The sequence below is a fragment of the Shewanella sp. 433 genome (assembly GCF_059338565.1).
In genome coordinates, this window is the sequence record NZ_CM181703.1 from 2047946 (window position 1) to 2062131 (window position 14186).

Genomic DNA, 14186 nt, shown 5'->3' on the forward strand with positions numbered 1-14186 from the left:
TTAACGACTATAGTAATGATAGGGTCAGTTGTTGTCATTCAAGGTTGATTATATGGAAAAACCATTAAAATTGTTTACTACAGCATCGAGTGATGCGTTAAATTTGGAGGAGAAAATGGATTTTTATATGCCTTCTCCACTCAATGTCTTGTTGATCGATGTGAAAAAAGAGTTTTTACCCCAAATTGAGGCTAATTTAACGCAATGTGTCAATTTACATTGGGAAAAGACGGCAGATTTAACTGGAAGTAAAAATACCGATGTTTCAGGTAAGTCGTTTAACTTAATTTTATTGGTGATCCCAAATGAAGAGGTATTAGCTCAACAAGCCTTAGCATGCGCTGCTAGTTATAAATCAGAGGTGATTATTCTTGGGAGAGATACGCCACAAAAAGTATTACGGCATGCATTTCAATATGGAGTAAGTGATTTTATTCCTCTGGATGCCCCCGATATTGAATTGATCACCGCGCTTAAAAATATTGCACAGCAGTTAAACACTAAGGCTGATCTTGCGCCTGTATTAGCCGTGGTTAACGGTAAGGGGGGGTCTGGTGCAAGTTTTATTGCATCAAGTCTGGCCGCCATCGCCGCTGAGCGTGGTGATATGGATGTGGCTTTGTTAGATACCGATTTACATCATGGTGCGTTGGCCCATATTTTAGGGGTTGAACCCAATTATTACCTTGTTGATGCTTTACAGGCGTTAGATGAGCTAGATGAGGTGGCATTGCGTAGTGCAATGATATCGAAAGGCAAGTTACATTTGCTAGCGGCGGCTCCTTTTTCATTATTGAACTTACACCATGATATTAAGTTGGAAAATATATACGACTTATTATGGAAATGTCGTCAATATAATGATCAGGTTATTTTGGATTACTCTCGTGGTCCAGAGTATTGGAATATAGAATTACTTCGTAATGCCGATATTTTAGTGGTGGCACAACAAAATTTAATCATCATTCGAGAGGTGAAGGCGCTTATTCAACAATTGATTAATCATTTGGGCATTACCAAAGATAGGATCCATATATTAGTTAATCGATATGATAAGTCAGATACTCAAATAAAATTAAATGATATTAAGCAGGCAGTCGGTATCGACTCTGTGTTTGTTGTAGAGAATGATTATAATTTAGCGAGCCAGTGTGAGGATTTAGGTAAGCCCATTACTGAAATAGCTAAAAAACAACGAATGTATCTTGACTTACTAGAGTTAACACAACAATTAATTCCTGCTAAAGGCAGTGAAGCAAAGCAAGCGAAAGGTTTTTGGGCGCGTTTATTGGGGCATTAGTTGAGGCATCAGATTATGGATAATATGAGTTTGGCTGGTAAAGATAGTTATCAACCCCTGAGTGTTGAAGAGCAACAGCTCAAGATCAAACTGTATGATAAATTACTCAGCGTGATGGATCTTTCATTGATTGAAACTGTTTCAGCAGACCAAGCTCGTGGTCAAATAAGTGAAATATGCGAACGGCTTATTAATGAACTGCATGTTCCAATTAATCTAGCCTCTAGAAAAAGATTAATAAAACTCATAATAGATGAAGTGTTAGGCTTAGGGCCATTAGAGACCTTATTGGCGGATCCGACGATCTCTGACATTTTGGTCAACTCTTTTGATAGGGTTTATGTCGAGCGTCGAGGTAAATTAGAACCTGTAAATATTAAGTTTCATAGCAATGCCCACCTGCTCAATATAATTGACCGTATTGTTTCTAGTGTCGGGCGCCGTATTGATGAGTCCTCTCCTATGGTTGATGCTCGATTAGCTGATGGCTCTAGGGTCAATGCGATTATTCCTCCTTTAGCCTTAGATGGCCCTTCGCTCTCTATTCGACGCTTCTCTGTCGATAAATTGACCGCAAAAGAGTTGATCGAATATGGCTCGATCACTGCAGAAATGGTTGAACTGCTCCAAGGCGCGGTTAAAGGCAAGTTAAATGTATTGGTATCAGGCGGAACCGGTAGTGGTAAAACAACCTTACTTAATATGCTGTCTGGCTATATTCCCTCTAATGAGCGTATTGTGACGATTGAAGATTCAGCTGAACTCCAATTACAACAGCCCCATACCGTTAGGTTAGAGACACGTCCACAAAATATTGAAGGTCGTGGTGAGGTGACTCAGCGAGATCTCGTCAAAAACTGTTTGCGAATGCGACCAGATAGAATCGTTGTGGGAGAGGTCCGTGGTGGTGAAGCATTAGATATGCTTACAGCGATGAATACTGGTCATGAAGGATCGCTCACAACATTGCACGCCAACAGCCCTCGAGATGCGCTCGGAAGATTAGAATACATGGTCTGTATGGCTGGATTTGATATGCCAGTGAGTAATATTAGAACTCAAATTGCTTCAGCGATAGATTTGGTGGTTCAGCTTGAACGCCAAGAAGATGGACGCAGGCGCGTAATTAGTATTCAGGAAATTAACGGTATGGAAGGGGATATCATTACCATGTCGGAGATATTCCGTTTTACCCGCGAAGGTATCGATGAACAAGGTCAAATTAAGGGGCGTTTTGAGGCAACTGGCGTAATACCAGGTTTTCATTCTAAACTCAAACAACATGGCATCAATTTACCATATCAATTATTTAATTGTGGTGATCCTTTCGCTAAGTTCTAGGAGCTTTATCTATGCCTTCCAATGAAATGATATTTTTAGGGTTAATATTCATCGCTGTTATTTTTCTTTCTCAAGCCCTGTTTTTACCGGTATACAGTCCACAGCGCGCTAACACAGCACAGGTTCGTAAACGCTTACAGAAATTATCGCAAGAATCGGGTGATGGTGTACTTGAAACATCGTTACTGAGAAAAAACCGATTAAGTAAAGTGGGCGCAATAGGTCGAGCATTAGAGCATATAGGTTTTATAGAAGATTTAAGTTATCGACTTGAACTGGCTGATTACCGTTTGTTAGGTCACCAATTCTTGCTGTTGACACTAACCATAGCCAGTTTGGTAGGGGTAGCGAGCTGGTGGTATATGCGCGAACCATTAATGACTCTGTTTGCTATTTTGATGGTTTTCATGTTGTTCTTTTTTAAGCTCAATAGGGATACAGCTAAAAGGATGGATGCAATTGAAGCCAGCTTTCCCGATGCGCTTGATGTGTTAAGACGAGCCTTACAAGCTGGTTATTCTTTTTCTGATGCCATTAAGTTAGTGACTGAAGAGATGGATGGTCCATTGGCTAAAGAATTCAGCCTAATGTTCGCAAATATCAATTACAGTAAAGATACTAAAAGAGCTATTCTCGGATTTATTGAACGTGTACCAAGTGTGTCTGCAATGGCATTTTCAAGCGCGATTATGGTACAGAAAGAAACGGGTGGTAATTTAGCGGAAAATATCGATAACTTGTCACAAGTTATCCGTAAACGTTTTATGTTTCGACGTCGAGTGAGAACTCTATCAGCAGAGGGACGGCTTTCTGCTTGGATCTTAATTTTATTGCCATTCGTACTCTTTGCGGTGATTTACTTACAAACCCCTAGCTATGTTGGCGAACTGACAGGAACTGAAGATGGGCGACGCTTATTAGTATGGGGCGCGATTGGCATGACACTGGGTGGGCTTTGGATCAGTAAACTGATTAGGATTGATATGTGATATGGACTACTTAATAGGACTTATAAATCAGGCTTTTGACGATCCCCAACATGTTAAATGGGCTATTTACATTGTTGCTGCGATAGCGGGGATAACATTAGCACTCTCTGTTTCATTTCTCATTAGCGGTGTCTACTCTCCCGTAAGGAAGCGTTTGCAGCATATTACAGGCGATAAGAGTCAATCAGTTGTTGATGAGCAGAGTGAAGTCAATAAAACCTTAGAGCATGGTATTGGTAAGCTAGGTAAACTCTCTTTTTTGAATCTATCGAATGATGAAACCCGTCGACTACTGATCCATGCTGGCTTGCATTCAGATAATGCATTAGCGGTATTTAGTGCCATTCGGCTCTTGTTGCTCTTGATTGGTGCAGTGATTTCTATTGTGCTGCTGCAATATTTTAATGAGTTGTCAGCCATGATCAGTATCTATTTAGTTTGTTTGATCATGGGCGTTTTCTTTTTGGCTCCATCAATGATTTTGACCTATATGGCGAATAAACGTATGCGTGCATTGCGGATTGGATTTCCCGATGCACTTGATCTACTCGTTGTTTGTTGTGAGGCTGGATTAGGACTTTTAGCAGCTTTACAGCGTGTAGCCAGAGAGCTGTCATTAAGTCATCCCGATTTATCCAGTGAACTCGAATTAGTGTGTAATAAAGTTAGAGCAGGTCTGACAATAAAAGTGGCCTTGAATGAGTTTACAGAGCGCACAGGTCTAGAAGATATTAAGGGACTCAATTCGGCTATTTCACAGAGTATGAGATTAGGTACTGGGATTGCTGCTACATTAAGGGTATTTTCGGAAGAGTATCGAGATAAACGCTTACAACAAGCTGAAGAACAAGCAGCCAAGATGGCTGTAAAAATGATATTTCCGATGATGTTTTGTATATGGCCCTCTTTCTTTATTGTTGCCGTGGGTCCAGCTGTACTGAAAGTGATGAAAGTCTGGGGGCAAGCTTTCTAAACATAGAATGTGGCCATATGCGAGTAATGAAATAAATCAGGGAGCGAGTTTATGTTTATAAGGTATTGGGGAGAGCAGCGCTTGGCTGTTATGGCATTGGTATTTACTCTCATGCTGAGTGGCTGCGCGTCTACCAATGAGGAAGTTCAAATTTCAACAAAACCGCAGCGCCAAGATCTATATCAGGGACAATCACAAGTTGCTTTAGGTGTAAGTGCGCCTTTGTCTGAGGAGGATGCACTTGATCGAGCCATCAATGCTGAGCGAGCGGGTGATCTCGATAAGGCACTATATGCTTATATTCAAGCGCTAGATTTTAATCAGAACAATGCCGATACCTTTTATCAAATTGCTCGAATACATTTGGCTAAAGGGAATAAAGAGATTGCGTTTAAAGCGTATAACGAAGCCTTAGTTATCGCCCCTGATCATATATTGGTCAATGCTGAATTAGGGATACTTGAGATTGACCGACGTCAATATGCATTGGCTCGCAAACATCTTGAAAAAACGGTCATGCTCGATCAACAAAGATTAGCTGAGCGGAAGACTAATACAGCTAAAGCAAGCAACCTTGCTTTAGATGAGTTGTCTCCTTTACGAGTGTACAACGCGCTGGGGATTTTAGAAGATCTGGAGAATCATCATCAGGCGGCTAGAACTTATTTTTTGTTGATATTAGCTTTTCAACCACAATCGTCGGTAATCGCGACTAATATAGGTTACTCATTTTATCTCGTTGGTGACTACGAACAAGCGGAAGCCTATCTCAAGCAGGCATTAAGAGCAGATCCTAGTTTTAGTCGAGCCTGGTCAAATTTAGGTTTGGTATACATACGTAAAGGATCCTATCGAAAAGCTTTAGCTAGTTTCGAGCAGACGATGTCCACAGCCGATGCATTAAATGATCTTGGATACTTTTTAATGTTAGAAGGAAAGTATGAGCAAGCGATCACTCTGTTTAAGCAAGCGATAGACACTTCGCCAACCTATTTTGAGCGAGCACAGAAAAACCTTAAGATAGCATTAGCCTCTAAAATTAATTAACAAAATAGTGTATTAACCTGACTTGGCAGTTGCTAGGTCTTTTTTTGAGGCATCTTGGCTTGGGCAATATGGTTTTCACAGGGATTATTCTAAAACTATTAAAGGAAAAACGAACTGCAGTCATAAGCACTAACTCAAAACATCTTCCTACGTATCGCCCTACAAGAGTACCTAGGCATAGGATTAACAGGGTAAACAGTGTACTAATATTGTGCTAGAAAGCCTCGGTGGGTGGATTTTTAAGCGAACGCTCCAGTGTGGTAAAAATAAGGGTTGCGCTATCATTAGCAATCCCTATAATGCGCAACCACTGACACGGCGAAGCTCGCAGAGACAAGTCGTAAAGCACTAAGTAACTTGGTTAAACACCTAGCTTACAGCGTGGTCAGGCACTGAAAAGTACCGCGTCAAAAAGTTTTCAAAAACTGCTTGACGCGAACCACGGATTGCGTAGAATACGCAGCCCTAGCCACTTGGAACTACCGAGATGTGCTAACGCTCTTTAACAATTTATCAAGTAATCTGTGTGGACACTCACAGGTGTTGAGTTAATCGAAATTGCCTAACCTTAGGGTTGGCAATCAAAGAATTAAATCAACCAATTCTTTCACTTTCTCTCACGAGAGGTGATGAGTGTTCATAGCAATATGTACAAAGAATTAATCGCAAGATTAGTTCGAACAGAATTCGTTGAGCCGTTTGACGTAAGTCAAACAACAAAACTTTAATTGAAGAGTTTGATCATGGCTCAGATTGAACGCTGGCGGCAGGCCTAACACATGCAAGTCGAGCGGTAACAGGAAGAAAGCTTGCTTTCTTTGCTGACGAGCGGCGGACGGGTGAGTAATGCCTAGGGAACTGCCCAGTCGAGGGGGATAACAGTTGGAAACGACTGCTAATACCGCATACGCCCTACGGGGGAAAAGAGGGGACCTTCGGGCCTTCTGCGATTGGATGTACCTAGGTGGGATTAGCTAGTTGGTGAGGTAATGGCTCACCAAGGCGACGATCCCTAGCTGTTCTGAGAGGATGATCAGCCACACTGGGACTGAGACACGGCCCAGACTCCTACGGGAGGCAGCAGTGGGGAATATTGCACAATGGGCGCAAGCCTGATGCAGCCATGCCGCGTGTGTGAAGAAGGCCTTCGGGTTGTAAAGCACTTTCAGCGAGGAGGAAAGCTTAAGCGTTAATAGCGTTTAGGTGTGACGTTACTCGCAGAAGAAGGACCGGCTAACTTCGTGCCAGCAGCCGCGGTAATACGAGGGGTCCAAGCGTTAATCGGAATTACTGGGCGTAAAGCGTACGCAGGCGGTTTGTTAAGCGAGATGTGAAAGCCCCGGGCTCAACCTGGGAATAGCATTTCGAACTGGCAGACTAGAGTCTTGTAGAGGGGGGTAGAATTTCAGGTGTAGCGGTGAAATGCGTAGAGATCTGAAGGAATACCGGTGGCGAAGGCGGCCCCCTGGACAAAGACTGACGCTCAGGTACGAAAGCGTGGGGAGCAAACAGGATTAGATACCCTGGTAGTCCACGCCGTAAACGATGTCTACTCGGAGTTTGGTGCCTTGAGCACTGGGCTCCCAAGCTAACGCATTAAGTAGACCGCCTGGGGAGTACGGCCGCAAGGTTAAAACTCAAATGAATTGACGGGGGCCCGCACAAGCGGTGGAGCATGTGGTTTAATTCGATGCAACGCGAAGAACCTTACCTACTCTTGACATCCAGAGAATTCGCTAGAGATAGCTTAGTGCCTTCGGGAACTCTGAGACAGGTGCTGCATGGCTGTCGTCAGCTCGTGTTGTGAAATGTTGGGTTAAGTCCCGCAACGAGCGCAACCCTTATCCTTATTTGCCAGCACGTAATGGTGGGAACTTTAGGGAGACTGCCGGTGATAAACCGGAGGAAGGTGGGGACGACGTCAAGTCATCATGGCCCTTACGAGTAGGGCTACACACGTGCTACAATGGCAAGTACAGAGGGTTGCAAAGCCGCGAGGTGGAGCTAATCTCACAAAGCTTGTCGTAGTCCGGATTGGAGTCTGCAACTCGACTCCATGAAGTCGGAATCGCTAGTAATCGTGGATCAGAATGCCACGGTGAATACGTTCCCGGGCCTTGTACACACCGCCCGTCACACCATGGGAGTGGGCTGCACCAGAAGTAGATAGCTTAACCTTTCGAGGAGGGCGTTTACCACGGTGTGGTTCATGACTGGGGTGAAGTCGTAACAAGGTAGCCCTAGGGGAACCTGGGGCTGGATCACCTCCTTACCTATACGACTAACTTAATGTTTGTTGAGTGTTCACACAGATTACTTGATAGAAAGAAAGAGCAAAATATCGAAAGATAATTTTTGAGGGATTTGATTCAGTTAGAATTAAATAACCAAAAAGAATGGGTCTGTAGCTCAGCTGGTTAGAGCGCACCCCTGATAAGGGTGAGGTCGGTGGTTCAAGTCCACTCTGACCCACCAAATCTTCGTTTATTCTATGTTAACTTATTACTCGTTTAGTGAACTAAACGTCGCAACAAGTTACCTTGACTAAACTCGATTTGGCTTCGCCAAAATTATTTGGCATTCGATATATTTGTTTGACTGCATGTAAATGGGGCTATAGCTCAGCTGGGAGAGCGCCTGCCTTGCACGCAGGAGGTCTGCGGTTCGATCCCGCATAGCTCCACCATTTACTTGCACATGGATAGAGATGCCAAAGATAAATGCAAAATTTATCTTTGGCTTTTTTAAGCCCGCTCTTTAAAAATTTGGAAAGCTGATAGTGTTAATGTGAAAGGGATAGTGACGTACTTGTACGTGATTATTTGTAGCATTGGCGCGAAAATTAAAATTGAGTTCTCAAACACTTAAATCAAGTGCCGAGTCATTGTAATGATGATTCATGAGTATTCTTTTGGCGAAAGTAAACACCATTAGTTGCGATACAACGTCAAGCTTACCCGCTTGATAAAGTTTGTTTCCTTGTGAAACTCATTTGGGTTGTATGGTTAAGTGACTAAGCGTATACGGTGGATGCCTTGGCAGTCAGAGGCGATGAAGGACGTAGTAACTTGCGAAAAGCGTTGGCGAGCTAGTAACAAGCATTTGAGCTAACGATGTCCGAATGGGGAAACCCACATGCATAAGCATGTATCACAACATGAATACATAGTGTTGTGAGGCGAACCCGGGGAACTGAAACATCTAAGTACCCGGAGGAAAAGAAATCAACCGAGATTCCCCTAGTAGCGGCGAGCGAACGGGGATTAGCCCTTAAGCGTAGAGGGTGTTAGTGGAATGTGTTGGAAAGCACAGCGGCACAGGGTGATAGCCCCGTACATGAAAACTAACTTTACGTGAAAACGAGTAGGACGGGACACGTGACATCTTGTCTGAACATGGGGGGACCATCCTCCAAGGCTAAATACTCCTGACTGACCGATAGTGAACCAGTACCGTGAGGGAAAGGCGAAAAGAACCCCTGTGAGGGGAGTGAAATAGAACCTGAAACCGTATACGTACAAGCAGTGGGAGCGGTTCTTGAGACCGTGACTGCGTACCTTTTGTATAATGGGTCAGCGACTTACATTTTGTAGCGAGGTTAAGCGAATAGCGGAGCCGTAGGGAAACCGAGTGTTAACTGCGCGTTTAGTTGCAAGGTGTAGACCCGAAACCCGGTGATCTAGCCATGGGCAGGTTGAAGGTTGAGTAACATCAACTGGAGGACCGAACACACGTATGTTGAAAAATGCGGTGATGACTTGTGGCTGGGGGTGAAAGGCCAATCAAACCGGGAGATATCTGGTTCTCCTCGAAAGCTATTTAGGTAGCGCCTCGAGCGAATACCATTGGGGGTAGAGCACTGTTAAGGCTAGGGGGTCATCCCGACTTACCAACCCTTTGCAAACTCCGAATACCAATGAGTACTACTCGGGAGACACACGGCGGGTGCTAACGTCCGTCGTGAAAAGGGAAACAACCCAGACCATCAGCTAAGGTCCCAAAGTTATTGCTAAGTGGGAAACGATGTGGGAAGGCTTAGACAGCTAGGATGTTGGCTTAGAAGCAGCCATCATTTAAAGAAAGCGTAATAGCTCACTAGTCGAGTCGGCCTGCGCGGAAGATTTAACGGGGCTAAGCAATACACCGAAGCTATGGGTACTAGCGCTTGCGCTAGTGCGGTAGAGGAGCGTTCTGTAAGCCGTTGAAGGTGAAGGGGTAACCCACGCTGGAGGTATCAGAAGTGCGAATGCTGACATGAGTAACGATAAAGGGGGTGAAAAACCCCCTCGCCGAAAGACCAAGGGTTCCTGTCCAATGTTAATCAGGGCAGGGTGAGTCGACCCCTAAGGCGAGGCCGAAAGGCGTAGTCGATGGGAAACAGGTTAATATTCCTGTACTTCTGCTAACTGCGATGGAGAGACGGAGAAGGCTAGGCTAGCGCGGCGTTGGTTGTCCGCGTTTAAGGCTGTAGGTGGTGCACTTAGGCAAATCCGGGTGCACATACACTGAGAGTTGATGACGAGGTTCTACGGAACTGAAGTAGTTGATGCCATGCTTCCAGGAAAATCTTCTAAGCTTCAGGTTAGCAGGAATCGTACCCCAAACCGACACAGGTGGTTGGGTAGAGAATACCAAGGCGCTTGAGAGAACTCGGCTGAAGGAACTAGGCAAAATGGTACCGTAACTTCGGGAGAAGGTACGCTCCTGTTGGTGATGAGACTTGCTCTCTAAGCTGACGGGAGTCGCAGATACCAGGTGGCTGCAACTGTTTATCAAAAACACAGCACTGTGCAAACTCGCAAGAGGAAGTATACGGTGTGACGCCTGCCCGGTGCCGGAAGGTTAATTGATTGGGTTATCTTCGGAGAAGCTCATGATCGAAGCCCCGGTAAACGGCGGCCGTAACTATAACGGTCCTAAGGTAGCGAAATTCCTTGTCGGGTAAGTTCCGACCTGCACGAATGGCGTAATGATGGCCACGCTGTCTCCAGCCGAGACTCAGTGAAGTTGAAATTGCGGTGAAGATGCCGTATACCCGCGGCTAGACGGAAAGACCCCGTGAACCTTTACTATAGCTTGGCACTGAACATTGACCCTACATGTGTAGGATAGGTGGGAGACTTTGAAGCTGGAACGCCAGTTCTTGTGGAGTCAACCTTGAAATACCACCCTTGTAGTGTTGATGTTCTAACTCTGGCCCCTGAATCGGGGTTGAGGACAGTGCCTGGTGGGTAGTTTGACTGGGGCGGTCTCCTCCCAAAGAGTAACGGAGGAGCACGAAGGTTGGCTAAGTACGGTCGGACATCGTACGGTTAGTGCAATGGCATAAGCCAGCTTAACTGCGAGACATACACGTCGAGCAGGTGCGAAAGCAGGTCATAGTGATCCGGTGGTTCTGAATGGAAGGGCCATCGCTCAACGGATAAAAGGTACTCCGGGGATAACAGGCTGATACCGCCCAAGAGTTCATATCGACGGCGGTGTTTGGCACCTCGATGTCGGCTCATCACATCCTGGGGCTGAAGTCGGTCCCAAGGGTATGGCTGTTCGCCATTTAAAGTGGTACGCGAGCTGGGTTCAGAACGTCGTGAGACAGTTCGGTCCCTATCTGCCGTGGGCGTTGGATGATTGAAGGGAGCTGCTCCTAGTACGAGAGGACCGGAGTGGACGAACCGCTGGTGTTCGGGTTGTCATGCCAATGGCATTGCCCGGTAGCTACGTTCGGAATCGATAACCGCTGAAAGCATCTAAGCGGGAAGCGAGCCCTAAGATGAGTCATCCCTAGGACTTTAAGTCCTCTAAAGGGCCGTAGGAGACTACTACGTTGATAGGCAAGGTGTGTAAGCGTTGTGAGGCGTTGAGCTAACTTGTACTAATGACCCGTGAGGCTTAACCATACAACCCAAAAGGGTTTCTAACTAAGTGAATACTTAGCGAAAGAATACCGACACTTGATTTAGTGTACTCAAATTTAAAACAGCTTTCTAAATTTCCAAATTTGTCTGGAAACCATAGCATTGTGGTACCACCTGATCCCATCCCGAACTCAGAAGTGAAACGCAATCGCGCCGATGGTAGTGTGGGGTCTCCCCATGTGAGAGTAGGTCATTTCCAGACGCCTAATACTTCTCGAAAGAGAATCGATAAATCCCCAGCACTTCGTGTTGGGGATTTTTTCGTTTAACCGCTGTTGAAATTAACGTTGTGAGCTCCAATATTCATGTTGGGGTCACACATCTTCAACATTCACCACATCCTTGTGGCAACTAGATTTGGCTCACTATCTTGTGTTAAGAAGCCGAATAACGTGCAGTGGGTTATACCAATCTAATACCAATCTAAGTAAAAATATGATCTAATTGTATTTATCATATTCTCTTCATTTGTTGTTATGGATAACTTTAAGAATACCGACTTTAATTCACTAGCTCGTAAGCAAACATCTATTCAAATGAAGATGCGGCTACTTGCACTTGCTCATTTTCAAGATGGAAAGTCCCGAACACAAATTGCACGTTTTTTGAAAGTGAGTAGAACGAGTGTTAATAAGTGGGTACATGTCTTTTTAGAGGAAGGCTTAGCTGGGTTGCAAGAGAAGCCACGTACAGGTAGGCCACCATTTCTTAGCAAGAAACAACAAGCCCAACTCGCTGACTATATAGAAAAAAGAGCAAATAGCGATCAAGGTGGTAGATTGACGGGGGCACATATTCATAGCTACATTTTATCTGAGTTTGGTAAAAGCTATCATCCTGACTCAATCTATTATTTGTTGAATCATATGGGGTTTTCGTGGATAACCTCACGCTCTAAGCACCCAAAACAATCAATTGAAGCCCAGGAGGAGTTTAAAAAAATTCCAAATTAAAACGATCCTTAAGATCCCCGGGCACCTTTCTTTAGATCGCATTGATATTTGGTTTCAAGATGAAGCAAGATTTGGCCAACAAAATACGACAACGAAGATTTGGGCCAGAACGGGTACCAGACCACGGGTTGTACGGCAGCAGCAATTCGAATATGCATACCTATTTGGTTCTGTATGTCCTAATAGGGGCATAGGTCAGGCAATAGTCGTTCCATGGACGAGCAAGGAAGCGATGCACCTCCACTTAAAACAGATCTCGGACGTCACTGATATAGATCGACATGCTGTCGTGATAATGGATGGAGCCGGTTGGCATACCGAAGGTATCGCAGATGAATTCAAAAATGTCAGCATCATCAAATTACCGCCTTATTCACCAGAGCTAAATTCAATCGAACAAGTATGGAGCTGGATGCGCCAGCATTGTCTCGCCAATAGAGTTTTTAGAAATTATGAAGACATTGTCGATAGCGTTTGTGATGCCTGGAATACCTTTACCGATAGTTCAGAACGAGTGACACAAATGTGTTCTAGGGACTGGGCAAATATGACCAGTTAGTTTTCCAGTTTGGTATAAGTAAAAATATGATCTAATTGTATTTATCATATTCTCTTCATTTGTTGTTATGGATAACTTTAAGAATACCGACTTTAATTCACTAGCTCGTAAGCAAACATCTATTCAAATGAAGATGCGGCTACTTGCACTTGCTCATTTTCAAGATGGAAAGTCCCGAACACAAATTGCACGTTTTTTGAAAGTGAGTAGAACGAGTGTTAATAAGTGGGTACATGTCTTTTTAGAGGAAGGCTTAGCTGGGTTGCAAGAGAAGCCACGTACAGGTAGGCCACCATTTCTTAGCAAGAAACAACAAGCCCAACTCGCTGACTATATAGAAAAAAGAGCAAATAGCGATCAAGGTGGTAGATTGACGGGGGCACATATTCATAGCTACATTTTATCTGAGTTTGGTAAAAGCTATCATCCTGACTCAATCTATTATTTGTTGAATCATATGGGGTTTTCGTGGATAACCTCACGCTCTAAGCACCCAAAACAATCAATTGAAGCCCAGGAGGAGTTTAAAAAAATTCCAAATTAAAACGATCCTTAAGATCCCCGGGCACCTTTCTTTAGATCGCATTGATATTTGGTTTCAAGATGAAGCAAGATTTGGCCAACAAAATACGACAACGAAGATTTGGGCCAGAACGGGTACCAGACCACGGGTTGTACGGCAGCAGCAATTCGAATATGCATACCTATTTGGTTCTGTATGTCCTAATAGGGGCATAGGTCAGGCAATAGTCGTTCCATGGACGAGCAAGGAAGCGATGCACCTCCACTTAAAACAGATCTCGGACGTCACTGATATAGATCGACATGCTGTCGTGATAATGGATGGAGCCGGTTGGCATACCGAAGGTATCGCAGATGAATTCAAAAATGTCAGCATCATCAAATTACCGCCTTATTCACCAGAGCTAAATTCAATCGAACAAGTATGGAGCTGGATGCGCCAGCATTGTCTCGCCAATAGAGTTTTTAGAAATTATGAAGACATTGTCGATAGCGTTTGTGATGCCTGGAATACCTTTACCGATAGTTCAGAACGAGTGACACAAATGTGTTCTAGGGACTGGGCAAATATGACCAGTTAGTTTTCC

The 14186-nt window shown here is 44.3% G+C and carries 7 protein-coding genes, 2 tRNA genes and 3 rRNA genes; all 12 read left to right on the forward strand.

Annotated elements, in window-relative coordinates; all coding sequences use genetic code 11:
• The first annotated feature begins 52 nt into the window (after positions 1-52).
• Entirely contained in the window at positions 53-1300 is a 1248-nt protein-coding gene (locus AC5YB1_RS08995) for a CpaE/TadZ family protein (protein WP_494518891.1), read from the forward strand.
• A gap of 15 nt (positions 1301-1315) precedes the next feature.
• On the forward strand, positions 1316-2641 hold the full coding sequence (locus AC5YB1_RS09000; protein WP_494518892.1) for a TadA family conjugal transfer-associated ATPase: 1326 nt from the start codon (positions 1316-1318) through the stop codon (positions 2639-2641).
• 11 nt (positions 2642-2652) lie between these two features.
• Positions 2653-3630 (forward strand): type II secretion system F family protein, encoded by a 978-nt coding sequence (locus AC5YB1_RS09005; protein ID WP_494518893.1) that lies wholly within the window; start codon positions 2653-2655, stop codon positions 3628-3630.
• A gap of 1 nt (position 3631) precedes the next feature.
• The gene (locus AC5YB1_RS09010) at positions 3632-4603 is read left to right on the forward strand and encodes a type II secretion system F family protein (RefSeq protein WP_494518894.1); all 972 of its coding nucleotides are present in this window, start codon (positions 3632-3634) and stop codon (positions 4601-4603) included.
• A gap of 51 nt (positions 4604-4654) precedes the next feature.
• Positions 4655-5650 (forward strand): tetratricopeptide repeat protein, encoded by a 996-nt coding sequence (locus tag AC5YB1_RS09015; protein WP_494518895.1) that lies wholly within the window; start codon positions 4655-4657, stop codon positions 5648-5650.
• Positions 5651-6375: 725 nt separating this feature from the next.
• Positions 6376-7922: ribosomal RNA gene (locus AC5YB1_RS09020) — 16S ribosomal RNA — on the forward strand.
• A gap of 126 nt (positions 7923-8048) precedes the next feature.
• Positions 8049-8125, forward strand: a tRNA-Ile gene (locus tag AC5YB1_RS09025).
• A 135-nt stretch (positions 8126-8260) separates the two neighbouring features.
• Positions 8261-8336 (forward strand) — tRNA-Ala (locus AC5YB1_RS09030).
• 317 nt (positions 8337-8653) lie between these two features.
• Positions 8654-11547: ribosomal RNA gene (locus tag AC5YB1_RS09035) — 23S ribosomal RNA — on the forward strand.
• Positions 11548-11651: 104 nt separating this feature from the next.
• Positions 11652-11767, forward strand: a 5S ribosomal RNA gene (gene rrf / locus AC5YB1_RS09040).
• The 16S, 23S and 5S rRNA genes sit together here with 2 tRNA genes alongside, the layout of an rRNA operon.
• A gap of 274 nt (positions 11768-12041) precedes the next feature.
• Positions 12042-13077, forward strand: a protein-coding gene (locus tag AC5YB1_RS09045) for an IS630 family transposase (protein ID WP_494518896.1) whose coding sequence is annotated in 2 segments (ribosomal slippage) — positions 12042-12500 and positions 12502-13077 — 1035 coding nt in all. Because the reading frame shifts where the segments join, the coding sequence is not laid out codon by codon here.
• A 67-nt stretch (positions 13078-13144) separates the two neighbouring features.
• Positions 13145-14180 (forward strand): IS630 family transposase gene (locus tag AC5YB1_RS09050; RefSeq protein ID WP_494518896.1). Its coding sequence is split into 2 segments (ribosomal slippage): positions 13145-13603 and positions 13605-14180, totalling 1035 coding nucleotides; the frame shifts between segments, so codons are not numbered across the junction.
• Positions 14181-14186 lie beyond the last annotated feature (6 nt).